This is a genomic window from Magnetococcales bacterium (assembly GCA_015228815.1).
Taxonomy (GTDB): domain Bacteria; phylum Pseudomonadota; class Magnetococcia; order Magnetococcales; family UBA8363; genus UBA8363.
In genome coordinates, this window is the sequence record JADGCV010000004.1 from 40,008 (window position 1) to 64,076 (window position 24,069).

General features: G+C 57.4%; 21 protein-coding genes. 6 read left to right on the forward strand and 15 right to left on the reverse strand.

The genetic code is table 11. The features are described 5' to 3' along the window. Positions 1–99: 99 nt before the first annotated feature. Positions 100–336, reverse strand: a complete 237-nt coding sequence (locus tag HQL76_02585) for a hypothetical protein (protein MBF0108050.1) — start codon at positions 334–336, stop codon at positions 100–102. Positions 337–779: 443 nt separating this feature from the next. Between HQL76_02585 and HQL76_02590 the strand changes: the two genes are divergently transcribed. From HQL76_02590 to neuB, 6 genes are all read left to right on the forward strand, one after another. After that, on the forward strand, positions 780–1,691 hold the full coding sequence (locus tag HQL76_02590; protein ID MBF0108051.1) for a hypothetical protein: 912 nt from the start codon (positions 780–782) through the stop codon (positions 1,689–1,691). Positions 1,692–1,710: 19 nt separating this feature from the next. Next, positions 1,711–2,415, forward strand: a complete 705-nt coding sequence (locus HQL76_02595) for an RNA pseudouridine synthase (protein MBF0108052.1) — start codon at positions 1,711–1,713, stop codon at positions 2,413–2,415. A 71-nt stretch (positions 2,416–2,486) separates the two neighbouring features. Next, positions 2,487–4,607: a hypothetical protein gene (locus tag HQL76_02600; GenBank protein ID MBF0108053.1), complete on the forward strand. Its 2,121-nt coding sequence runs from the start codon at positions 2,487–2,489 to the stop codon at positions 4,605–4,607. Positions 4,608–4,800: 193 nt separating this feature from the next. Beyond that, positions 4,801–5,502, forward strand: a complete 702-nt coding sequence (locus tag HQL76_02605; GenBank protein MBF0108054.1) for an acylneuraminate cytidylyltransferase family protein — start codon at positions 4,801–4,803, stop codon at positions 5,500–5,502. 73 nt (positions 5,503–5,575) lie between these two features. Then, positions 5,576–6,802: a UDP-N-acetylglucosamine 2-epimerase (hydrolyzing) gene (gene neuC / locus HQL76_02610; GenBank protein MBF0108055.1), complete on the forward strand. Its 1,227-nt coding sequence runs from the start codon at positions 5,576–5,578 to the stop codon at positions 6,800–6,802. Next, positions 6,777–7,835 carry an N-acetylneuraminate synthase gene (neuB, locus tag HQL76_02615; protein ID MBF0108056.1) on the forward strand — a complete coding sequence of 353 codons (1,059 nt, stop codon included), beginning with the start codon at positions 6,777–6,779 and terminating at the stop codon, positions 7,833–7,835. Before neuC ends, neuB begins: the two co-directional genes overlap by 26 nt. A gap of 14 nt (positions 7,836–7,849) precedes the next feature. On the opposite strand, the gene HQL76_02620 is transcribed toward neuB, so the two are convergent. From HQL76_02620 to HQL76_02685, 14 genes are all read right to left on the reverse strand, one after another. Continuing rightward, entirely contained in the window at positions 7,850–8,194 is a 345-nt protein-coding gene (locus tag HQL76_02620) for a hypothetical protein (protein ID MBF0108057.1), read from the reverse strand. Positions 8,195–8,300: 106 nt separating this feature from the next. After that, positions 8,301–8,954: a ribonuclease HII gene (locus HQL76_02625; protein ID MBF0108058.1), complete on the reverse strand. Its 654-nt coding sequence runs from the start codon at positions 8,952–8,954 to the stop codon at positions 8,301–8,303. Next, positions 8,944–9,291, reverse strand: a complete 348-nt coding sequence (rplS, locus tag HQL76_02630; protein MBF0108059.1) for a 50S ribosomal protein L19 — start codon at positions 9,289–9,291, stop codon at positions 8,944–8,946. Before rplS ends, HQL76_02625 begins: the two co-directional genes overlap by 11 nt. A 127-nt stretch (positions 9,292–9,418) precedes the next feature. Further along, on the reverse strand, positions 9,419–10,195 hold the full coding sequence (trmD, locus tag HQL76_02635) for a tRNA (guanosine(37)-N1)-methyltransferase TrmD (GenBank protein ID MBF0108060.1): 777 nt from the start codon (positions 10,193–10,195) through the stop codon (positions 9,419–9,421). A gap of 18 nt (positions 10,196–10,213) precedes the next feature. Then, entirely contained in the window at positions 10,214–10,459 is a 246-nt protein-coding gene (gene rpsP / locus HQL76_02640; protein ID MBF0108061.1) for a 30S ribosomal protein S16, read from the reverse strand. 168 nt (positions 10,460–10,627) lie between these two features. Beyond that, positions 10,628–12,022: a signal recognition particle protein gene (gene ffh, locus HQL76_02645; GenBank protein ID MBF0108062.1), complete on the reverse strand. Its 1,395-nt coding sequence runs from the start codon at positions 12,020–12,022 to the stop codon at positions 10,628–10,630. A gap of 45 nt (positions 12,023–12,067) precedes the next feature. Beyond that, a complete protein-coding gene (locus HQL76_02650) occupies positions 12,068–12,916 on the reverse strand; it encodes a sulfurtransferase (GenBank protein ID MBF0108063.1) in 849 nt (282 codons plus the stop codon). A 16-nt stretch (positions 12,917–12,932) separates the two neighbouring features. Beyond that, a complete protein-coding gene (locus HQL76_02655) occupies positions 12,933–14,612 on the reverse strand; it encodes a DUF3369 domain-containing protein (protein ID MBF0108064.1) in 1,680 nt (559 codons plus the stop codon). Next, the gene (locus tag HQL76_02660; GenBank protein ID MBF0108065.1) at positions 14,605–16,548 is read right to left on the reverse strand and encodes a HAMP domain-containing histidine kinase; all 1,944 of its coding nucleotides are present in this window, start codon (positions 16,546–16,548) and stop codon (positions 14,605–14,607) included. The genes HQL76_02655 and HQL76_02660 overlap by 8 nt, the downstream gene beginning before the upstream one ends. Before the next feature lie 68 nt (positions 16,549–16,616). Then, complete coding sequence (gene maf / locus HQL76_02665) at positions 16,617–17,198, reverse strand: septum formation inhibitor Maf (protein MBF0108066.1); 582 nt, start codon at positions 17,196–17,198, stop codon at positions 16,617–16,619. Continuing rightward, positions 17,195–18,019 carry a hypothetical protein gene (locus tag HQL76_02670; GenBank protein ID MBF0108067.1) on the reverse strand — a complete coding sequence of 275 codons (825 nt, stop codon included), beginning with the start codon at positions 18,017–18,019 and terminating at the stop codon, positions 17,195–17,197. The genes maf and HQL76_02670 overlap by 4 nt, the downstream gene beginning before the upstream one ends. 199 nt (positions 18,020–18,218) lie before the next feature. Next, positions 18,219–19,142 (reverse strand): PD-(D/E)XK nuclease family transposase, encoded by a 924-nt coding sequence (locus tag HQL76_02675; GenBank protein MBF0108068.1) that lies wholly within the window; start codon positions 19,140–19,142, stop codon positions 18,219–18,221. Positions 19,143–19,303: 161 nt separating this feature from the next. Beyond that, positions 19,304–23,170: a phosphoribosylformylglycinamidine synthase gene (gene purL / locus HQL76_02680; protein MBF0108069.1), complete on the reverse strand. Its 3,867-nt coding sequence runs from the start codon at positions 23,168–23,170 to the stop codon at positions 19,304–19,306. Between the two features lie 12 nt (positions 23,171–23,182). Then, positions 23,183–23,914: a phosphoribosylaminoimidazolesuccinocarboxamide synthase gene (locus HQL76_02685; GenBank protein MBF0108070.1), complete on the reverse strand. Its 732-nt coding sequence runs from the start codon at positions 23,912–23,914 to the stop codon at positions 23,183–23,185. Between the last annotated feature and the right edge of the window lie 155 nt (positions 23,915–24,069).

Sequence of the window (24,069 nt, forward strand, 5' to 3'; positions counted from 1 at the left end):
CAAAACCACTTTGATACAGATCCCGGATCAGCCTCCACTTTGCCTGGTAGCGATCCTCCGTCCGGTGTTTGGTTCTCTTGGCATGTTGATGTGCCAACGTCACAATCGCAGTTGCCATACTTTGACCAGCTCATCCACGCGCCGATCACCAATTACCGCCTCACGTGTAATCCGGGCCAATTCCTTGTCCAGAAATTCGAACCCTCGCTCCCAATCGATACCATCGTGTGCTCGTGGCAGGAAGAAGGCCAGAAAATCCTTGAAATACAACCTCAGGATTTCCTTCCATGGGGTATCAAACTCATCGTTTGGACGCTTTTCATCTTTTGTTTCCAACCGATTCTCCCCTCATTCCCTGTCCAGATCCGAGCAGCCAGAGAATTGTCCTGGATTTCGTTCTTCCAGTCCACGGGAATTTATCAACATTGACGCCAATCGCGTCCAAGATTTGACCGGATAGAGAAAACGGCAATGAGATGCCGCGACATCCGAACCATAGGCCCGTGCGTGTATTTCTCGACCACGCCAAACAATTTGAAAATAATTGCAACGGAACATAACCTTCGCAACAAATCCCCATCGAATCACCATCACACGCATTCTTGTGATTCTTTGCGACACTGAAAAAAGAAGCGTGACCAATGAATTCTGAATCTTTTCGCTTCATGGTGCATAATAAGCCTCAAGAATCTGGTGGGTTTATCCGATTCGGAACCCCCCACGGACATTCGAGGAAACACCAGGCAACATGAACTGAAAAACGTGGAGGAGCACCGATCATGGCCGCGATTTCGTTACGCTCCAATCGTCCCACCGCGACAGTCTGGGAAGATTCCAGACGCACGGAACGGGGAGGCAAACCATCATCCAGGTCCAGTGGCATCGGTACCCTCTGGGTTGTGGTCAATATGGCGCTTGCCGCCGGCATCACCTTCGGAATCACGTACCAGATGCAAAACAGAAAAATGGACCAGATTCTCCAGGGACGAACCGACTCCCAGAAGAAACTGATCGAGGCGACACACGCCTCCGAAGAGTTCAAGCATCGACTGACCCAGACCGACAGCATCCTGGAAACCCTGAAGAAGAAGGAGGCCGGGACAGGAATGATCATCAACAACCTGATCCATTCGAAAAAAGAGCTCGCTTCACAAATGACCGCCAAGGAAAAGGAATGGCGGGAGGAAAAGGAACTCCTGTTGAACCGGATCAAGGCTCTGGAGACGACCAATGCCCGGTTTCTGGCGCGACTCGCCTCCTCGGACCAAAGCGCGATCCGAGCGCCGGTGGATGCGGTCAAGGAATCGCCGGCCATGGAAAGAAACACGGAGAAGTGGTATCTCGACCAGGCACGGAACGTCGAACGATCGAAAGATCGGTCGGGATGTCTCGATGGCGACTGCGTCCTCGGCAAGGGAACCTGGCTTTTCGACAATGGCGATGTCTACATCGGTTCGTGGAACAATAGCCTCAAGGAAGGACAAGGGCTGTACCTGTACGCCCATGGGGCCTATTATTTCGGAGGTTGGTCCCTGGATCTCAAGCATGGCCGTGGAAGTTACCAATATGCCAATGGACACCGTTTCGAAGGGGAATGGCAGGACGGACAACGTCATGGCAAAGGAAAAGAACTGTTGACCAACGGCAAAACCGTCCGGGGTGTATGGACCAAGGGACGGAAGGATTCATGATCGTTTGCGGCGATGGACCATGGCAGGAAGGTTGCCCATGAATCTGTTGGAACGACTGTTGTATCGTGACGGTTTGATGCTCATCATCGACAAACCGGGGGGGTGGGTCGTTTACGGCGCGGGTGCGGGAGGAAAAAACCTGGAACCATTGTTGACCACCCTTCGGTTTGGCCTTCCCCGGTCCCCCGCGTTGGTCCATCGCCTGGACCGGGGCACCAGTGGCTGCCTGATACTGGGGCGGCACCCCAAGGCGACACGTCGCTTGAACCGGTTGTTCTCCGAACATCGGATCGAAAAACGGTATTGGGCCATGGTTCACGGAAAGCCGCCAAACGATCAGGGAATCATCGATGAACCGCTGCGCGAGGTTGAAAAATCACGTACCGGTCCAACCATGGTGGTCGATCCGGGAGGACAGCCCGCCATCACCCGATACCGACTGTTGGATCGGGTGGATCGGGTATCCTGGCTGGAACTGATGCCCATCACGGGCCGGACCCATCAACTGAGGGTGCATTGTGCGTATCTTGGTTGTTCCATCATTGGAGATTTTCGTTATGGGAGGGATTCGGGAATCCCCTTGCACCTGCACGCACGACAAATCATTGTTCCACTCCATCCCAACCGCCCCGCCATCGATGTCACCGCCCCCCCACCGGGACACCTCCGTGAATGGCTGACCCGCATGCCCAACCATCGGGAATTCCTTGACGACACCCCCTGATCCACGCGAAATAATCATGGAGGCGGAATCATGTCGCCTGAACACACCTTTCACCCGACGGAAACGATCCCATGAAACCGAAACTGCCGGATGATTCGCTTTTCTTGTCGCCACCGGGAGCCCCATGGAAAAGGGCTGTCGGTCTCCTGTTCCCGGTATTGGCCGTTCTGTTGCCCTTGAGCGCCAGTCCGGCGGAAGAAAAACAGACACAGGCGGAGCTGCCGGTCGTTGAGGTATCTCTCTACTCCAGCGGCGTCGGTTATTTTCGCCATGCCGGCGACATCGAGGGTCCAGTCACGGTCTCTCTTCCCTTCAAGGAGGAAGAAATCAACGATGTCCTGAAATCCCTGGTCCTTGAAACACCGGACAACGAGCCAACCGGATTTGTCGTGTTTCCGTCACAGCAACCGCTGGATCGACTGCTCAAAGGATTTCTGGTCGATCTTTCCGGCCACCCTTCCCTGGCGGAAATCCTGATACAACTTCGTGGAACACCGATCCGGACCGTTCATCAGGGCAAGGAAATCCAGGGTCGAATCCTGGGAATGGAACAACGCCCCGTGGGTCTGACAGGAAAGGAAAACGAGGCAACGATCGATTGGTTTCTCAATCTTGCCACCCATGATGGCGTCAAGGCCATCGCGGTTCGTGATCTGGAAGAAATACGCCTGATCCGTGGAGAAACACTTGGCGATCTGTCCAAGGCACTCGACGCCATGGAACAGGCGGGGGGGCATGAACGGAAAAATCTGCAACTCTCCTTTCCCGGATCGGGAAAACGTCGGGTCGAAGTCGGCTATATCGTCGAGACCTCCCTTTGGAAAAGCGGGTATCGTCTCCAACTTTCCGTGGCATCGGCCCCCTCGTCCCAGGCATCCCTCCAGGGATGGGCCATTGTGGAAAACCAGACCGACAACGACTGGTCGGACATTCGTCTGTCCCTGGTCAGTGGTCGTCCCATTTCCTTCATTCAGGAGTTGTATTCCCCGCGATACGCCAATCGTCCACGGGTACACCCACGGGAAGATGACGAACTGGCGCCAGTCCGTCATGAATCTGGAATCTCCTTTTCATCGGTCCAGGAAAAAACCGTCAACCGTATGGCCAATGCCGCGCCCGCACCGGAGGCACTCGGCGCAACCGCGCAACCACCTCGTGAAGCGGTCCTCGCATCGAACACCGATGAAACGGGCACTTTTTCCGGAAAGGAAACGCTTCTGGCCTCATTGAGCGATGTCCGGGAAAACGTTTCGGTCCGCTTCGAGGTTGAGAAGGTCAACCTTCCGCGCCGTCGCGGGGCCATGATCCCCTTTTTTTCCCATTCCATCCCCATGGAACGAATCAGCCTTTTCAATGCCCGCCACCATGCCACCCGTCCATTTCGTGGTCTTCTCCTGGAAAACGTCAGCCCACGACATCTTCCGGCAGGTCCGGTCACCCTGTTTGAAGGGGAACGGTATGCCGGCGACGCCCTGCTCGACGATCTTTCCCCGGGACAAAAGGGATTGTTGACTTATGCCCTCGATCATGAGATCCAGGTACTGGTCGCACCGCGTTCCACCTCCGGTCGTCTGACCTCCGGACGGATCGCCAAGGGAATCCTGAAACTGACACGACGCAACCTTTCCCGTCATGAATATTTATTCAAGAACAACGCCCGTGAATCCCGGGTCCTCCTGATCGAACACCCGCGCACCCATCGATGGAATCTTGTCAAACCGGATCATCCCTGCGAAATGACCTCGGACTTCTATCGTTTTCGCATGGAACTGGCCCCGTTGGCGGAAATGAAAATTCCGGTAGTAGAGGAAATGATTCGGACGCAGGAGATTCATCTGGTCAACAATCTTTCCTCGGTCATCTTCTCTTATGCTTCCGAGGAAGGCTTTTCCGAGCCGTTGAAACAGACCCTGGAACACGCCTCCCGCCTCCAAGGAGACGTGGAGGAACTTGATCGCAAACTTGATGATCTGACCCGAGAACTTCGCGCCGATGGCGAGGAACAGAATCGGATTCGGAACAACCTGGGGGCAATCCCTTCCGGGACCGCTTTCCACAACCGCATGATGTCGAAAATGGATGCGATGGAAAGCGCCATGGAAGAAAAGGTCGGCGCGGTGAACCGTCTGAAAATGGCTCGGGATCTTGCCCGGAAGCGTCTTGAAACGTATCTTTCGACCGTGGAACTATAACGAAACTTCCCATCATGGGATCGAATGGGACCGACGGTTGCCAAACCATTGATGGGTGATCGCCGTCTCGATCCCCTTCAGTTTCGTCAAACAGACGACATTTCTGGTCCATTACCTGCATCTTCCACGTTCATCCAATCCATGGCCCAACCTTATTGTTGGCGCTTCAATTCGTTCCCAAGAGACGTGCTCCATGTCGAAGGATTCACGGGTACTGGCCATCATTCCTGCCCGCGGTGGTTCCAAGGGGGTTCCGATGAAGAATATCCGGAACCTGGCCGGAAAACCCCTTTTGGTCTGGACCATCGAGGCGGCCCATGGGTGTCGTGCCATCGACCGGTCGATTCTGTCCAGCGATGATCCGGAAATCATCGCCATTGCCCGCGATCATGGGTGCGACGTTCCGTTCATACGACCCGCGGCACTGGCGGACGATCAGGCAAAGGCCATCGATGTCGCCCTTCATGCCCTGGAAACCTTGGGAGAAACCTATCACATTCTGGTCTGGTTGCAGCCGACCTCACCGCTGCGACAGACGACCGACATCGAGCGAGCGCTGGACCTTCTGCTCCGTGGCAGCCATGACAGTTGCACCTCCGTTTCTCCCGCCGCCAAACCTCCCGACTGGATGTACCGGCTCAACGAGGATGGCACCCTGCGTCCCGTCCTGGAGAATCGTCCCCCCTCCGGAGGCCGTCAAGACCTTCCGAAAGCCTACGTTCTCAACGGGGCGATCTATGCGTGTCGGATTCCCTGGTTGCTTGAAGGAAAACGCTTTGTCGATGAAAAAACGGTTGCCTACCTCATGGAACCACGGGATGCCATCGACATCGACACCGAGATTGATTTCAACTTGTGCGAACTCCTCATGAAAAATCGACAGGCCACAACATGATTCCCGATGGGCAAAAAATAAAATGAAGAATCCTGGGCACTCCCTGAATCAATGGTTTTTCTGAAACACGTCCATGGAACCCGACACCCGACGAACCATCGCCATCATCACCGGATCACGCGCCGAATATGGTCTCCTCCGTCCCCTGATGACCCGGTTGCGCGATGACCCGGCAATCCATCTTCAGGTCATTGTCACGGGCATGCACCTTGATCCACGCTTCGGTCTGACGGTACAGGCAATCCTGGAAGATGGATTTTCGGTTCAAGAACAGGTGGAAATGCTCCTGGACGACGATTCCCCGATGGCGGTCGCCCGTTCCATGGGGACAGGACTGCCACGGCTCGCGGCGGCCCTGGAACGCACTCGACCGAAACTCGTCATCCTTCTGGGAGACCGGTACGAAATATTATGCGCCGCCCAGGCGGCCATGGTCATGAACATTCCCATCGCCCACATCCATGGTGGCGAGGCGAGCGAGGGGGCCATGGATGAAGCGATCCGTCACGCCGTCACCAAACTGTCGCATCTTCATTTCACCGCTGCCGAACCCTATCGTGCCCGCGTCATCCAGATGGGAGAAGAGCCATCGCGGGTATGGAATGTCGGCGCCCTGGGACTGGACGCGATCGCCGCGAACGCTTGGATGAGCAAAGCCGAACTGGAGGAATCGATCGACTTTTCCCTGGGGGAGCGTTTTTTCCTCGTAACCTTTCATCCGGTAACCCTGACCTCCCCGCCGGCATGCAACCGGACCACGGCTGCCACCGCCATCGAGGAATTATTGGCGGCACTGGACTTGTTTCCACGGCATACCCTTCTTTTTACCGGGGTCAACGCCGATCCGGGACACGCGGCCCTCGCCACGGCGATCCGCGACTATTGCCGCGACAATCCGCAACGGGCCATACTCATCCCATCCCTTGGCCAAAGACGTTACCTTTCCGCCATGAACCATTGCGCAGCCGTCGTTGGCAACTCCTCCAGCGGCATCCTCGAAGCCCCGGCCCTGAAGGTTGCCACCGTCAATATTGGCATGCGACAACAAGGACGGCTGCGGGCCTCCAGCGTTCTGGACTGCATCGAGGAACGCCATGCCATCGCCGACACCATCGATCAGGCCATCTCGCCACGGTTCCAGGCATCGCTCCCCCGGACAACCCACCCCTTTGGCGATGGACATGCGGCGGAACGAATCATGAACATATTGAAATCATATCCCCTGGACCATCTTCTGATAAAAAAATTTTACAATCATCCATGGAAACCGGACCATGAAAAAAATATTCATCATTGCTGAGGCGGGCGTCAATCACAATGGCGATCTTCACCGGGCGATCGCCATGGTGGACAGCGCCGCCCTCTCCGGCGCCGATGCGGTCAAGTTCCAGACGTTCAAGGCAGAACATCTGGTGACCGCGGCAGGACGCAAGGCAGCCTATCAGGAACGGACGACCGGTCCGGGTTCGCAACTGGACATGTTGAAAAAATTGGAACTGAGTGAACGGGACCATTTCATTCTGGCCCAACGATGCCGTGACCAGAACATTGAATTTCTATCCACCCCCTTCGACCCGCCCAGTCTGCGTTTTCTGGTGGAAAATGGCTTGGTCCGCCGGATCAAGATTCCTTCGGGAGAGTTGACCAACGGTCCTCTGTTGTTCGAGGCGGCGAAGATGAGAATTCCGATGATTCTTTCCACGGGGATGGCCAACACCGAGGAAATCGAAATGGCCCTGAGGGTGATTGCCAAAGGAGTCTCCGGAGAGGATCCGTTGACCCTTTCCTTTTCGTTTTTCCGTCCGACGAACCATGATCATCTGACGGGCAAGGCAATCCTGCTGCATTGTACCACTGCCTATCCCACCCCCATGGAAGAGGTCAATCTTCTGGCGATGGCGACGATGAAAAAACAGTTTGGACTCGAAGTCGGCTATTCGGACCATACACAGGGGATCACCATCGCCCTGGCCGCTGCGGCCCTGGGAGCGACCGTCATCGAAAAACATTTCACCCTGGACCGGACCCTGGAAGGCCCCGATCATCGCGCCTCCATCGAACCCGACGAATTGACCGCCCTGGTCAAAGGAATTCGCGACATCGAAAAGGCCCTCGGCGATGGCGCAAAGCATCCCCGCGCCAGTGAACGGGACAATGCCCGAGTGGCCCGGAAAAGCCTTGTCGCCGCCACGGCCATCACCAGGGGAACCCTCTTCTCCACCGACAATCTGGCCATCAAACGTCCCGGCGGCGGTCGTTCACCAATGGATTATTGGAACCTTCTCGGAACCCCGGCGCATCGCAACTATCAGCCGGACGAATTGATCGACTGATTACCTTCATCTCTTCAACGGGAGGATGGAGAGACCACGGAGGGTGCGGGTAGCGTGGCAGGCAGGCGCACCTCCTGAGCGGCAGAGGCGGGCGGTACGTATTGCACGGGAATTGGCCATGCTCGCATCAGTCCGAACAGAAGGCCAATTCCCCCAATGATCATGGCACCCGTTTTGATCACCATGCGAAGCTCAAGTTCTTTGAGATCCCTCTTGAGGTTGGCTTCCACGGCAGCCAGACGGACATCCAGTTCCTCGATTTTGATACCCAACTCTTGCCTGGTGGCCAGACCATCCAGACGGCTTTTCACCTGTTCCTTCACAAAGGCCAGCGTATCGAATGGAATGGCGGCACTCATGGTTCATCTCCCGTGTTTTCCACGACCGCTCCTCCTTCTTTTTCGGAAGATTCTACCCCACAAAACACCATAACGTCCACTATGGACACCTGGCATCCAGGAACGTTCATTCCTGTTGGCGAAGGCACTGCGCCACCGGGGCGAAGGTGCGGCGATGGTGGGGGGTGATCCCCAGATGGTGCAGGGCGTGACGATGTTCCCGGGTCGGATAACCCATATTATGTTCCCAGCCGTAACCGGGATGGTTCCGCGCCAGGGAACGCATGATGCGGTCGCGGGCTTCCTTGGCCACCACCGAAGCGGCGGCAATGCTGGCGGATCTCCGATCCCCCCCCGTCACTGCCTGGGACGAAATGGAAACCTCTTCCAACAGATCACGGCCATCGATCAGCAAGAACGCGGGGACCACGGAGAGGGCAAGGACTGCCCGTTTCATGGCGAGCAGGCTCGCACGACGAATGTTGAGGCAGTCGATTTCCGTGACATCCGCCGCTCCGACCCCGACGGCCAGGGCGACATGATTTATTTTCAGCTCCAACCCCTGCCGCTCTTTCGCGGTGAGCCGCTTGGAGTCGTCCAGACCCGGCAGATCCGATTCCAGTGAAAGCGTGTGCGGCAAAATCACCGCCGCCGCCACGACCGGACCCGCCAATGGTCCCCGGCCCGCCTCATCCAGGCCGCACACATGAATCAATCCATCCGCCCAGAGTCCCTTCTCGATCGAAAGGTCGGGACGTGTACGCGGAGGACTACCAGTCACGCTTTTCGCGAATACGGGTCGCCTTTCCGGTACGATCGCGCAGATAATACAACTTGGCACGGCGCACGTCGCCCTGACGAACCTTCTCAATCTTGGCAAGCCTGGGCGAATGGAGTGGAAACACCCGTTCCACCCCCTCGCCAAAGGAGACCTTGCGTACCGTGAAGGTCGAACTGAATCCGGCGTTGTGGCGCCCGATACACACCCCTTCAAAGATTTGAATCCGTTCCCGACCCCCTTCGGCAACCTTCACATGCACCCGCAAGGTATCCCCCGCACGAAAAGGGGGCGCGCTGTTTCTGGTCTGGGCCTGCTCAAACTTCAACAATTCATTCATGATTTCCCATCCCGCCACTACCGGTCGTTGATCCCGTCCGCATCACTACGGATATAAAGTCAAAAGCAAAACCCTGGGGGCAATCCTCCAGACCCCTTTTTTCTTTCAATATTTTTTCCATTACCTTTCAGGTCGTCTCGTCTTCCGGGCTGGCACGGTCCATATCTTCCTTCAGGGCCAGCAGCAGACGTCGTTCCTCCCGGGTCAACCGGGCCTCCGTCAACAAATCGGGCCGCCGCAACCAGGTTCGCAACCACGCCTGCCGCCGGCGCCACCCCTCGATGGCACCATGATTACCCGAAAGCAGCACCTCCGGAACCCGGACAACCTCATCCCCGCCTGCCACATGCCATGCCGCCGGTCGGGTATAATGGGGGTGATCCAGCATTCCCGTAAAAAATGAATCGTTGCGAAAACTTTCCGCATCACCAAGGACCCCGGGGACCAGACGTGCCACCGCATCCACCACCGCCATCGCCGCGATTTCGCCCCCTGTCAGGACGAAATCTCCCAGGGACACCTCTTCATCGACATACCGCGTGACAAAACGTTCATCGATCCCTTCATAATGGCCACACAGAAGGATCAGATGATTCACCCCGCTCAGGCGTATTGCATCGGCCTGGCAAAACCGCCCCCCCTGGGGCGAAAGACAGACGACATGCGCCGCGTCCCACCCCTCCATGGAGCAGAGCGCCCGCTCCAGGACATCCGCCTTGATCACCATCCCCGGGCCACCGCCGAAGGGGGCGTCATCCACCGTCCGATGCCGATCCCGGGCAAAATCACGCAAGGCGACCAGGGAGATTTCCAGATGCCGGTTCACGATCGCCCGTCCAAGAATGGAATGGCCGAGCACCCCGGCAAACATCTCCGGGAACAGGGTGACAATGCCGATCCGCATCATCCCCCTGGACCGGCGTCAGGAGGCCGCTTCCTTGCCTTTCAGCAATTTGGCAATGGGGTCCGAAGGTTGCGCACCCGCACCGAGCCAATGGTTGACCCGTTCCATGTCCAGCTTGAGCCCATCCGATTCCAGACGGGGATCGTAGGTTCCCAATTTTTCCAGGAACCGGCCATCCCTCGGCATACGGGAATCGGCCGCCACCACCGCGTAAAAGGGCTTCTTCTTGGAACCCCGGCGCTGCATCCGTATACGAACCGCCATGTGATCAATCATCCTCTCGATAATACCGGTTCCGCCATGGAAACCGTGGTTGCCGTCACGATTCATCGACCTTCAAACCTTGAAACACCCGCCTGGAACACATCGATTCCACGCATGTCAGGATACAAAAACCACGAATTATGTTGCGGAAGTACCTCGATGTCAAGTTTATCTCTTCGGCCCCATCCCCGGAAATTTCATCCCCCCCAGTGCCCCCAGATTCATCCCCTTGGGCAACCCGAGCCGTCCCAGCCCCCCCTTGCCGCCCATCTTGCCAAACATTTTCATCATTTTCTGCATTTCGACAAACTGCTTGAGCAAACGGTTGATCTCCTGCACACTCGTTCCGGAACCCATGGCGATCCGACGTTTGCGCGAGGCATTGAGCATCTGATGTTTCCTCCGCTCCTGGCGGGTCATCGACAGGATGATCGCCTCGATTCGTTTCAGCTCACCCTCGCCCCCGGAGACCTCCTTTCCCTTCATCGCCTGCTTGAGGCCCGGAATCATGGCCATCAGATCGCCCAAAGGTCCCATTTTCTTGATCTGTTGCAACTGGACCAGAAAATCTTCCAGCGTGAATGATGAAGAAAGAATTTTCTCCTGCAATTTGGCCGTTTCCAGCAGATCCACCTTTTCCATGGCCGTCTCGACCAGACTGACCACATCCCCCATTCCCAGAATGCGCGAGGCGATCCTGTCGGGATGAAAAGGTTCGAGACCCGCCAAGGTTTCGCCCGTCCCGAGAAACTTGATCGGCTTGCCCGTGACATGTCGAATCGAAAGGGCCGCCCCACCCCGCGCATCGCCGTCGGTCTTGGAAAGGATCACCCCGGTTATGTTCAACCGTTCGTCGAACCCCCGGGCCACCCCCACCGCATCCTGCCCCGTCATCGCATCCGCCACCAGAAGGATTTCCAGGGGATTGACCAGATTGCGAATTTCCTCCAGTTCCGTCATCAGGTCGTCATCGATGTGCAGACGACCCGCCGTATCCAAAAACAACAGGTCATATCCACCCCGTTGCGCCGCCTCCAGGGCCTGCCGCGCCAACTCCCGAGGATCGGCATCGCGCCGCCCGGGAACCACATCCACCCCTGCCCCCCGCCCCACCGTCGCCAATTGATCCATCGCCGCCGGACGGTACACGTCAAGCGAGGCCAGCAAAGACCGTTTTTGATGCCGCTCCAGCATGCGTTTGGCCAGTTTGCCCGTGGTGGTCGTCTTCCCTGACCCTTGCAGGCCCACCATCATCACCACCACCGGCGGTTGTGCCGCCAGATCGAGTTGTTCATTGCGTGTCCCCATGATCGCCACCAGGGCATCATGGACCACCTTGATGACCTGCTGTCCCGGAGTCAGCGCGTTGATCACCTTCTGGCCCGTCGCCTCCGTCCGGACCTGATTGATGAATTCCTTGACGACCGTCAGGTGAACATCCGCCTCCAGCAAGGCCCGACGCACTTCGCGCAGGGCATCTTCCATGTTTTTCTCATTCAACGCCCCCTGCCCCTTCAGGGTCTTGAAGACATGATCCAAACGATCCGAAAGGGTATCGAACATGCCGGTTCCTCAATGAGAATTTTAAAACCCAAAGAAACACCCGCCTCAATCCACCGTCACCGGCAAACCCAACACCCGCCATTGGGCGATCGAGCCATCATAGAGACGCACTTTTTCATAGCCCAGGTACGTCAGCAACAACCAGGTATGCGCAGCCCGATGAGCCGTCTCGCAATACACGATCAATTCCTTTTCCCGGTCGGTAACGCCAATCCGGGCCAACTGCCGCTCGATCTCCCCCCGATCCTTCAACAGAAAATCCCTTGGCCCACGAAGGCTGTCGGTCCATTCATAAAGGACCGCACCACGAATATGCCCGCGCGGCGAACGGATCGTCAGCCCCTGATATTCCTTGGCCGACCGGGTATCCACAAGCAATCCATCCCGCCGCCCCTCGGAAACGGCCAGTACCTCCTCGCTTTCCGCCAGCCATCGCCTTTCCAGCCGCCAATCAAAACTGGTTTCCCGCACCCGGACCGTCCCCGATTCCATCGGACGGTCCCGGGAATACCAATCGGCAAGCCCGCCATCCAATACCCCCTTGAACCCCGTATGCCCTGCCGTCGCCAGAGTCCACAACAATCGGGCCGCATCCAATCCTCCCGTCAAATCGTAGGCCACGACCGGAGTCCGGACACCAATCCCCATGCGACCGAATTCCCTGGCCAATTCAGCCGGATCGGCCAACATTCCTGGAACATCGTCGCGCTTGGTCACCAGTTTCCCATACGACAACTGAACCGCCCCGGGAATGTGAAACTGATGATAATATTTTTCCCCATCCAACTGGACGATGCACAGATCCGGATCCCTGAGCGTCGATTCCAACCATTCGGCCTCGACAAACCCCATCGATTCCCGATCCTTGAACCGTTCACCTTTCGTGGCATTCATAAAGATCCATGTTTATTTATTTAAGTTGCGATAACAAGACATCGGTTGGTCGGACACCGGTCCGCACCTCCCGCCAGGTTCCCTCCGCCGTCGCCCGACCCATGATGTCCAATGACAGATGGAAGACCCCTTTGTCGGGAATCCGGTCCTGAATATCCAGGAAATCGGGAAGATTTTTCAGAAAGACCTCGACCAGGGCCGGATCGAACAATGTCCCCCGCGATTTTCCGATGAAGGAAACCGCTTCATCCCTTGAACACCCTTTTCTGTAGACGCGATCATGGATCATGGCATCGAAAACATCCACCAGCGCGACAATCCGGGCATAAAGATGAATCTCCTCGCCCCGCAGTCCCTGGGGATAACCCCGGCCATCCCACCGTTCATGATGTTGATGGGCAACCGTCGCCCCGAGACGCATCAGCTTCCGCCTGCTCCCCTTGAGAATTTCAAAGCCAAGGGTGGCATGGCGGCGAATCCGTGCAAGTTCCTCCGGCTCCAGTGGCCCTGTTTTCCGCAACAACCGATCCTCCAACACCACCTTTCCCAGATCGTGCAGCGCCGCCGCCAGCCACAACGCCTCGATCTCCTCCTCCGGCAGACCGATTCCCTGTCCCAACAATCGGGAACTCTCCGCCACCCTCTGGACATGACTGCCGAATTCGCTGGACCGGGCCTCGATCAGTTCGCCCAAAGTTGCGGTAATGTCGCGTTGGGTTTCGATCACTTCGTGGTGCAGATGCATGTTCTGAAAGGCCATCCCCACATTGGACATGAAAATATGCAGCAGATTGCCGTCAAGATCGGTAAAATCCCTGTTCGCCTGGAAAAAAAGGATATTTTTCTCCTGATTGTATCCTGGAAAGGGAACGGCATACCGATCCCCCTCGAAATGGCCCCGCCCCGACGCGATGGCCGCCTGGATCACCATCACCACCGGATTGGCCGCCCCATCGGAAAGATCGCACCCCTCCATGGATTCATAAATCCCCGTACCGCCATGGATCCGCCATACCCCCTCCTCCTCCCGGGCGGCAAATCCCGAACATGGTCCCTCGCCACCCATGCCATCAACGCCAAGAATTTCGTGCAGACGCTTCAATACCTCCAGCAACAGTTTTTTTTCGGAACGGGGACCGAACAACCCCCCGGTCGCCTCTGCCACCCGAGCCCATCCCATCCGCCTGCGTTCGACCGAATCCAGATCGCGAAACGAACGCAGCGAGGTAATGATGGCGGTCAACAATTTTTCCTGGGTCAGTTCCGTCTTTTCCCGATAGTCATTGATGTCGTAGTTGGAGATCACATCCACTTCCGGGGCCTGTCCCGGCTGTCCGGTGCGCAGGATGATGCGGACCTTCCTGTTGTCGAGGTCCTCGCGCACGTAACGGACGACATCAAGCCCCGCATCCTCGCGTTCCATGACCACATCCAGCAACAAAACCGCCGTATCGGGATGTTGGCGCATCAGGGACCGGGCCTCGGCCCCGGAATATCCTGAAATCAGTTCGATGCCCCGCTCCTCGAACTGGAACCGGCGCAGGATCATCGAGGTAATCTCATGCACCCCCCGATCATCATCGACAACGACGATTTTCCAGGTCCCTCGTGTCCGCCGCGCCGATGTTCCCGAAGGCTCTTCGGCAAAAAACAGCGGCACATCCGAATCGGAATTCCCAAACAGTGTACTATCCATGGAACTCCTCCGTCGAACCCGGGAAAATAAGGGAAAAGAGCACCCCCTTGCCTGGGCTGCTCTCGCAATGGATGCTTCCCCCCAAGGTCTGGGTCACAAGATTGAAGACAATGTGCAACCCCAGACCGCTCCCCCCCCTGTTGCGGGCAGTCGTGAAAAAAGGTTCGAATATATGCTCCTTGACCTCTTCCGTCATTCCCCGTCCCGAATCGGTGTAGGTCATGCGGATGTTGTCGCCTGCCCGTTCGACCTGCAAACGAATTTCCCCCACGGCCTCGGGATCGAAACCGTGCTGGAGCGAATTTTCCACAAGGTTGGTGACAATCTGGGAAACGACGCCAGGAAAGCCATTATATTCGAGATCATCGGGACATTCAGTGAAAATAGTGATCCGGGTTTTCTTGAGGCGGGGTTGAAGGCTTCTGAGAATCTGCTGAATGTATTGGCCGACCTTGAACCGTCTTTTTTCCTCGCTGCTCTGGTCCACGGCAACCTGCTTGAAGCTGCGAATCAATTCGGCGGCCCGCATCAGGTTGTTCAGGACCATTTCCGAAGATTCCACCGCATCGGCGATGAACGCCACCAGATCGGTTTTTCTCAAGCCTCCCTTTTCCATCAGATTCTGAACGTCATGGCATTTTTTTTCGAGGAACGAGGCCGCCGTGATGCCGATTCCGACCGGCGTGTTGATTTCATGGGCCACGCCGGCCACCAATCCTCCCAGATAGGCCATTTTTTCCGTTTCCAACAATTTTGCCTGGGTCCGTTTGACCATCACCAGCGATTCCCACAGGGACTTGTTGGCCACGGTCAATTCTCTTTCCCGTTCTTCCAAATGGTTCTGTATCTCGATGATCGAGGCCATCATTGCCGCGAATTGTTTTTCCAACGCCGCCAGTTGATCCCCTCCCGGGGAAAGCGGCAACTCCGAACCCAAATATTGTTTTGAAAACGACCGCGCCGCCAGCGAGAGCGAACGAATTCTTCTTCCAAGCCAATGAATCATCATGATGAACAGCAGCGCCAGAATGCCAAAACCGACCGTCCGGAAACCGCGGTCGGCCTGTTCCACCCGTCGCTGAGATTCCGAAACCTCCGAAAGGGACATCAAGGTCGCTACCTGAAGCAGATGATCGGAGGTTATTCCATCATCGAGCAGGGGCCGTGACTGGATCAGGTAACGCTGCCGCAACGCATCCACCGAAGCGCCGACCGCAACCTTGTCGGGCCGCGACGTGGCGGCAATGTCGTACCCGTCCCGGCTCAGCAGCGCCAGAATGGCATCGGAGTCGGAGGCTTGCAGTATCGAGACAAGAAAATGATTGTCCAAGGGGGTCACCAATACCAGGGCGCCACGACCCCTTTCAACAGAATCGACCCCTTTGACCCGGGTCAGAAGATAGGCCGCGCCATCGACCATGCGGATGGCGTCATCGCTCTCGACCCGATCCAACCCCTCGGAAAATTCCGCCACGAACCCTCCGGGCAATGGCCGCTCCGCCGCCGCATAGGATTCTCGCAGTCGTCCATGGACATCGTACAAAAAAAGAAAGGGGGCATCGATCAGATCCCGCAAAATCCCCTTCTTCGGCAACCAGGGGGGAATTTTCCGATGACGCACCGGCCATGGTGCGGACGCATCTTCCACCAACCCATTCCATTCGAGGGAGACATGCTCCAGAAAGGATTGCCGTTGGACCAACAACCGTGCGATCCGTCTCTGGGAATGAATCCGCTCCGCCAATGCCTGCCAATGGGCGGTCGATCGATGCCGCAACTCCCTGACAAGCACATCGCGAAACACCGACTCGCTGCGTTTGAGATGATGAAAATCAATGACAAACCACAAAAGGGATCCCATGAGCATCGTCACCAGGACGGCCTTCCATCCCAATGACACGCTTCGATCATACCGGTCAAGGAATGTCTGGATCATCGATGGGGCCATGCCTCGTCGGGAAGAGGGATTGTTTGGAGAAGGATGCCCTGAACCAGCCAGTCAGGTCAATACAGGGACACCCCCGCCTGTTCCAACATGCGCCCCAGACGAATCAGAGGCAGCCCCATGAGGGCAGTGGGATCGTCCCCCTCGATCCTTTCGAACAGTGTGATGCCCAACCCTTCCGACTTGAACGATCCGGCGCAATCCAAAGGGGTGTCGCGTTCGACATAGCGGGTGATTCGATCCTCATCCAGCGTGCGAAAATGGACACGGGTCATGACGACATCGACCTGGCACTCCGCGTCCCGACGCAAACAGCAAATTCCGGTCGGAAAGTCCACCGTCCGTCGCGAAAAGGCGCGCAACTGACCGATCGCCCGCCCCATCGTGCCCGGTTTGCCGATGATTTCTCCATCCAAAACAGCCACCTGGTCCGAGCCGATCACGAGTGCCCCGGGATGATCCAGAGCCACCGACCGCGCCTTTGCCTCGGCCAGTCGGCGCACCAGAGAGCGCGGATCCTCTCCCGGCAGCGGCGCCTCCGACACCTTGGGGCCGATCACCTCGAAGGGAAGCCCGAACCGCTCAAGCAACTGGCGACGGTATACCGAAGTGGAGGCCAGAATGATCGAAGGGGCGATCATGGGACAAAATGATGTATTTCGACCCGGGTTGCCACCGATCCGCTCCAGGAGGTCGGCAAATCGGTGGCATCCACCTGGAAGATGCGACTCCCCCCCGGTTTCAAGGTCTGCACGCGATCGCCGAACAGGCCTCCCGAAATGACCAGGGGATTGACCCTTCTGGATTGAAGGATCGTCCCGCCGGGCTCGGTAAACTCGACCGTCACTTCGACATGCGCCAGACTTTGATGGCCTTGATTGGCAACCCGTCCGCGAATCACCCTGTTGCCGAACAGATCGACCCCGACGCGCAACCGGTCGATGACAACCACCCCATCCCCCTCCCCTTCCCCCCTGGGACCCAGCCACCGGGTTTCACCCGTCGAAAAAATGATGTCGCCATCGGTCGTCCGTTCGATCGAGTCCTCCTCGGAAGAGGATCCGGACCGTTCCGATTCCGGCTTCCCGGAATCCTCATCCATCTCCGTTTCCTGCTCCCGCCCCAGACTCCTCTTTCCATTTCCCTGGGCGGCAACGGCCATCGTCTTGACGGAAACCGGGGGAAGATCAGGAATATTCCGGGCAATCCACTGTCCGCGCAGCACCGTTTTACGCGCCTGTTGTTCCCGCTCCCGGACCTGCTCGGCCAATTGACGTTCCGCCACCGGATCGCTCTTCGTACCGAAAAACACTTTATACAGGGCAAAGGAAGCCACTTCCACGACGATGATCATCAGGACGATCACGAGCACCTTTTTTCGACGCGCCCGCCCGCGATCGGATGGAGCCAGCGCCCCTTCTTCCGAGGAATCGTCGTGTTCCGTTTCATCGTTGCGCGCCACGGTCACCTCCGCCGCTTCCCGACTCCCAATGGAGCGAATTAATGATAATTAACGAGTCGATACCAAAAACACTAAAAAAAAAGACACGAGGCAACCCTCGCCCCCTTTTTTCTTTCAATGTCATTCAACCGCAACCATTACGGAACCGGTGGAATCAATCCATGGGAAAATCCGCGTCCGGATGGGATTCCTGGTCTGGCTACTGGAAAATATGCTCGATTTTTTCCGCGCCGAAGATTCTCTTGCTCCATCTCTTCAGAGTGTCCAGATCGGCTGCGGAAAGTTTGGAACGGGCCCAATCCGGGATGGAACCAAACCGTTCTGCGATCTGGTCAAGCAGCATATCGGCCTTGCCTTTCATCTCGCCGATCTCGATTCCTTCCAACTTGCCGAGGCCATAGGTGGATTCCACCATGCTGGCCTGGTAGTGGAGATCTTCCTGGTACCGCTCATAAGCCTGCCGCTCGGCTTGGGTAAGCTTCAGGATGTCCAATTGCTCCTTGGCTTTGTCAAGCCCCTGGGCAGTAAAATTGTCTGGAATTTCCCCGTTCTTGAGAAAATAGACCCACTCGTCCAGAGTGTCCCGCGCCACGTCGTTGAAGCGATTCACCTTGAGCAAGTAATACTCCGGGAAGAGTCCGGAAATCGAATCGCGGCGAAACAATTTTTTCTGGCCTTCGCTGAGACACAGTTCGTCGTGGATATGCAGTCCCCGAAACAAGGTGGCTCCATGATAGACATAATCCTGGCCAGACCCCAAATCAAAATACAGAATGCTGACGGAAATGACCTTTAGAACTCTTGCATAAGGTTCGCCCTGCTGAACATGCTCGGTAACCGCCTTGGAGGTTCCGTACAAGAGACGCTGCAAATAATCATGTTCACGTTCATACTGGATTTCGATGAGAACCAGCTCGTCCCTTGCGTTCCTGGCTTTCAGATCCACTTTATTGTGTTTGTCGAACTCGTTTTCTTGGTTGCTTTCGCTTTCCAGGATTTCCACAATGCGGACCTCTTCGCCAAACAGCACGCTCAGGAATCCTTCGAGGATTCCAAAGTTGGCCTTGCTGCGTAGCAGGCGTTTCAGGGCCCAGTCGAAGCTGATCAACCGACGTTGCGGCATGCTGCAAGAGACTCCATCATGAATACCGACATGTACCCACGGTATATCCGGGCGTGACGAAATTCCAGGATAAAACCAACCAGACTCCTTTCGAACTTGCGGATCGCCCGTGGATAAAAGGCTCCCTTGATCCCAATGTGGAAAAATCACATATACCGTTTTCACCCCTGCCGTCCGGCAAGCCAGTCGGCGGCATTGACGAACAAACGCAACCACGGACCATCCTCTCCCCAGGATGACGGACTCCAACTGTTGGTCACACGACGCACCACCCGTTCCGGATGCGGCATCAGGATGGTTGCCCGGCCATCACGGCTGGTCACCCCCGCGATTCCCAAAGGTGAGCCGTTTGGATTATTGGGATAACGTTCGGTAGGAAGCCCACGCCCATCGGCATAGCGAGCCACCACAAGTTCCTGTTCCAGGCATTCCCCGGCCCCCAGGGAAGGTCGGAAAACAGCCCGTCCTTCGCCGTGCGCGACCGGAATCGGCAATACCGAACCTTCCATTCCGGCAAAAAGGATCGAACGATTCCGGGGAATCATCAGGGAGACGAAACGGGATTCGAACCGGGCGCTCTGATTATGGTTGAACCGGGGCCAATGTTCGGCTCCGGGAATGAGTTCGGCCAGATGGCTCAACATCTGGCAACCATTGCACACCCCGAGGGTAAACGTTCCCGGATCCTGAAAAAACCGGGAAAACGCAGCCCGCAGGCGCGGATGAAACAGAATGGTACGCGCCCATCCCGACCCTGCCCCCAAGACATCCCCATAAGAAAAGCCGCCACAAGCGGCAAGGCCCGAAAAACTGGCCAGGGATGTGGGATCGGCCAGAAGGTCGGTCATGGTGCAATCGACCGCGTCGAACCCGGCGCGGTGAAAGGCCGCAGCCATTTCGACATGCCCATTGACCCCTTGTTCCCGGAGAATGGCGACCCGGGGACGAAAAAATCGTCTCGTCCCACAACGGGCAGTGCTCCTGGGATCAAACGTCCATTGGACGGTCATTCCGGGATTGTCGGTATCGAGCAACCCTTCGTATTCCTCATCGGCACAGGCGGGATTATCACGCAACCGGCGCATGCGCCAACTCGTTTCGGACCAGATCCGGTGCAACGCGGTTCGGGTCGCGGCATATAATTCCCGTCCATCATCAAGGATGTTGATTTCATCTCCTGGATGAGGCGCGCCGAGAACGGTCACCTGTCCCACCCCCGCCAACCGATTCAACACCCGTTCCCGATCCTCCCTGAAAGACTGCAACACCGCCCCCGGTTCCTCGTTGAACAGGACCGCCCTGGGATCGTCCTTCAGGGGATGAAGGTCGATCCGCCAACCGCAATGACCGGCGAAAGCCATTTCCAGGAGGGTGACGAAGAGTCCGCCATCGCCAATATCGTGATAGGCCAGGAGAAGTCCTTCCCGATCGAGGGTTTGAATCGCATCGAAAAAGCGTTTCAGGTCTTCCGGGTGATCCAGATCGGCAGGAACGGCGCCGACCTCGCCATGGACCTGGGCCAGAGCGGAGCCCCCCAGCCGGTTCCGGCCCCGTCCCAGATCGACGAGAATCAGATCGGTATCGCGATCCAGGGAGTGCAACTGTGGCGTCCGGGTCCGCCGGACATCGGTCACGGGGGCGAAGGCCGAAACCACCAGTGAGACGGGAGCGGTCACCGACCGTTCCACCCCCTGGTCGCGCCACACCGTTTTCAACGACAGGGAATCCTTGCCGACCGGAATGCCAACCCCCAGACCGGGGCAGAGTTCAAGGCCGATGGCCGCCACCGCGTCGAACAGATGGGCATCTTCCCCCGGATGACCTGCCGCCGCCATCCAGTTTGCCGACAGCTTGACCCGGTCGAGGGAATCGATGGACGCCGCCGCCAGATTGGTGATCGCCTCGGCCACGGCGAGGCGGGCCGAGGCCGCGGCATCGACCAGAGCGACCACCGGTCGTTCCCCCATCGCCATCGCCTCTCCCACCACCCCTTCATGCCCCCGGGCCAGCACCGCGACATCGGCGACCGGAACCTGCCAGGGCGACACCATCTGATCGCGACAGACCAGACCGGTCACGGAACGATCGCCGATGGTGATCAAAAACCCCTTGTCGGCGACCGCCGGAAGACGCAACACCCGTTCGATCGCTTCGGCAAGGGTCAATCGCGGACGAAAAACGGCCACATCCGGGACGCGACGGGACACATCCCGATGCATGCGGGGCGGCTTGCCGAAAAGAAGTTCCATGGGCACATCGATGGGTGGTGGCCCGCCGCGCGCATCTTCAAGGACAAGATTTTTTTCCTGGGTCATGTGACCGAGAAGGGCGCACGGGCAGCGTTCCCTGCGACAGATGTCCAGAAACCGGTCATGATCGGTCGCGGCGATGGCCAGGACATAACGTTCCTGGGCCTCGTTGCACCAGATTTCCATGGGAGACATGCCGGGATCGTCGTTGGGAATCCGGGTCAATTCCAGTCGTCCACCCCGATCGGCGCCATGGATGATTTCAGCCACGGCATTGGACAGACCTCCCGCCCCGACATCGTGAATGGAGAGGATGGGATTGAGTACACCCAACTGGCGGCACTGATTGATGACTTCCTGGCAGCGCCGCTGCATTTCGGGATTTTCCCGCTGCACCGAGGCAAAATCAAGATCGGCCCGCCCCGTACCGCTCGTCTGGGAGGACGCAGCCCCCCCACCCAGGCCGATGAGCATGGCGGGGCCACCGAGCTGAAGAATCAGGGACCCTGGAGGAATCGCCTTTTTCTCCCCATGTCGGCGAAAGACCGTGCCGAGTCCGCCGGCGATCATGATGGGTTTATGATATCCGCGGATCTCACCGGCGAAGGGTAGTTCGAAGGTTCGGAAATATCCACCCAGGGCGGGGCGGCCAAATTCATTGTTGAAGGCAGCGGCACCCAATGGGCCGTCGAGCATGATGTCCAACGCGGAAGCGATCCGCTCCGGACGACCGCTGTCGATCTCCCAGGGTTGCCGCGCCTCCGGAAGAAGCAGATTGGAGACACAAAATCCGGTCAGTCCCCCCTTGGGCAGACCGCCGATGCCGGTAGCCCCCTCATCGCGGAGTTCCCCGCCGGAACCGGTGGCGGCGCCGGAAAACGGGGAAATGGCGGTGGGATGATTGTGGGTCTCGACCTTCATGAGAATGTCGATTTCCTCGGCATGGAATCCGTAGGAACGGGTTGCGGCATCGGGGAAGAAGGCCATCCCCGGTCCCCCTTCCATGATGGCGGCATTGTCCTTGTAGGCGCTCAAGGTTCCCCGAGGCGAAACCGCCTCGGTGTTCCGGATCATCCCGAAGAGCGTCTCGCCGCGAAGGGTGCCGTCGATGCACCAGGAGGCGTTAAATATCTTGTGACGGCAGTGTTCCGAGTTGGCCTGGGCGAACATCATGAGTTCCGCATCGGAAGGGTCGCGGCCCAGATGAGTGAATGCGGTCACCAGATAGTCCATCTCCTCGCGGGACAGGGCCAGCCCCAGTTGCCGATCGGCCTCGATCAAGGCCGCCACGCCCCCCTTCATGATCCCCACCCGGGACAACGGACGGGGCGAAGGGAGGGCGAACAGGGACCGAAGCTCCTCCAGGCTCGTGAAGACCTCCTGGGTCATGCGGTCATGCAGCACCCCCGGGACATGGGCCTCGGGCCTCCAGCCCGCTCCATCCCCTTCCAGGCGATAGCGGATCCCACGTTCGATGCGACGGACCTTTTCCAATCCAATGTTGTTGACGATTTCCGTGGCTTTTGTAGACCAGGGGGAAATGGTCCCGCGGCGCGGCACAATCAGAAAATCCCCCTCGCGAAAGAATCCTTCCGGCGTCCCGCCATCGGAAACCTCCAGCAAGGCATGCAACCGCTCCTTTTCGTCCGTGTCGAGGGGTGCGGTCAGATCGGCAAGGAACAGATGGCGGGAATGAACCAAGCGACACCCGCCACCGATCCGTGCCAACAGACGTTGCCCCTGGAACGGTGTCAGTACCCCCCCTCCCGGAAGAATCAAGGCTGCCACCGTTCATGCTCCTGGAGGTTGCATCAACCCCATGCGGAATGCGACTTCGTGATAGGCCTCGGCCACATCGCCCAGATCACGACGAAAACGGTCCTTGTCCAATTTTTTCCCTGTTTTCATGTCCCAAAGGCGACAGGTATCGGGAGAAATCTCGTCCGCAAGCACCAACGTTTCCGGGTGTGCGCCGAGACGACCGAATTCAAGTTTGTAATCGACAAGATGAATCCCGATACTGGCAAAATAGCCCAGAAGAACATCGTTGATGCGCAGCGCCGTTTGTTGGATCCAGGCCATCTCCGCCAGGGAGGCCCAACCGAAAACCTCGATATGGTCCAGGGTGATCAACGGATCATCCAGAGGGTCGGATTTATAGTAGAATTCGACGACCGGACGCGGAAGAAGCTCACCCTCCGTCCGCCCCAGGCGTTTGGCCATGGAACCCGCCACACGATTGCGGACGACCAGTTCCACCGGGACGATTTCGACCCGACGGACCTTCTGTTCCCGTGGACCGATCCGTTGCAGAAAGTGGACCGGGATCCCGACCACCCCGAGGATGGTCATCAACCGTTCGGTGATCATGTTGTTGATCACCCCCTTGTCGTGAATCGATCCTTTTTTGACCCCGTTGAAGGCGGTGGCATCATCCTTGAAATATTGGACAAGGACCTCGGGATCATCCGTCGCGAACAACACCTTGGCCTTGCCTTCGTACAATTTTTTTCTGTTTTCCATCGGATCGTCCTTTGGATTACGAAGCAAACATGGTCCGCCCCTTCCGGTCCCCTCCGAAGCGTCCGCACCGGCAAACCGCCCGAGGCCAATCTATCATGTCTCCCAATGATTGACCATGGTGTGTGATCCCGTCAAAATCCGGGACCCACGCCGGC

Coding starts and splice junctions, on each gene's coding strand:
- HQL76_02590 (MBF0108051.1), top strand. CDS start 780: ATGGCCGCGATTTCGTTACGCTCCAATCGTCCCACCGCGACAGTCTGG.
- HQL76_02595 (MBF0108052.1), top strand. CDS start 1,711: ATGGCAGGAAGGTTGCCCATGAATCTGTTGGAACGACTGTTGTATCGT.
- HQL76_02600 (MBF0108053.1), top strand. CDS start 2,487: ATGAAACCGAAACTGCCGGATGATTCGCTTTTCTTGTCGCCACCGGGA.
- HQL76_02605 (MBF0108054.1), top strand. CDS start 4,801: ATGTCGAAGGATTCACGGGTACTGGCCATCATTCCTGCCCGCGGTGGT.
- neuC (MBF0108055.1), top strand. CDS start 5,576: ATGGAACCCGACACCCGACGAACCATCGCCATCATCACCGGATCACGC.
- neuB (MBF0108056.1), top strand. CDS start 6,777: ATGAAAAAAATATTCATCATTGCTGAGGCGGGCGTCAATCACAATGGC.
- HQL76_02620 (MBF0108057.1), bottom strand. CDS start 8,194: ATGAGTGCCGCCATTCCATTCGATACGCTGGCCTTTGTGAAGGAACAG.
- rplS (MBF0108059.1), bottom strand. CDS start 9,291: ATGAATGAATTGTTGAAGTTTGAGCAGGCCCAGACCAGAAACAGCGCG.
- trmD (MBF0108060.1), bottom strand. CDS start 10,195: ATGCGGATCGGCATTGTCACCCTGTTCCCGGAGATGTTTGCCGGGGTG.
- rpsP (MBF0108061.1), bottom strand. CDS start 10,459: ATGGCGGTTCGTATACGGATGCAGCGCCGGGGTTCCAAGAAGAAGCCC.
- ffh (MBF0108062.1), bottom strand. CDS start 12,022: ATGTTCGATACCCTTTCGGATCGTTTGGATCATGTCTTCAAGACCCTG.
- HQL76_02650 (MBF0108063.1), bottom strand. CDS start 12,916: ATGAATGCCACGAAAGGTGAACGGTTCAAGGATCGGGAATCGATGGGG.
- HQL76_02655 (MBF0108064.1), bottom strand. CDS start 14,612: ATGGATAGTACACTGTTTGGGAATTCCGATTCGGATGTGCCGCTGTTT.
- HQL76_02660 (MBF0108065.1), bottom strand. CDS start 16,548: ATGATCCAGACATTCCTTGACCGGTATGATCGAAGCGTGTCATTGGGA.
- maf (MBF0108066.1), bottom strand. CDS start 17,198: ATGATCGCCCCTTCGATCATTCTGGCCTCCACTTCGGTATACCGTCGC.
- HQL76_02675 (MBF0108068.1), bottom strand. CDS start 19,142: ATGCCGCAACGTCGGTTGATCAGCTTCGACTGGGCCCTGAAACGCCTG.
- HQL76_02685 (MBF0108070.1), bottom strand. CDS start 23,914: ATGGAAAACAGAAAAAAATTGTACGAAGGCAAGGCCAAGGTGTTGTTC.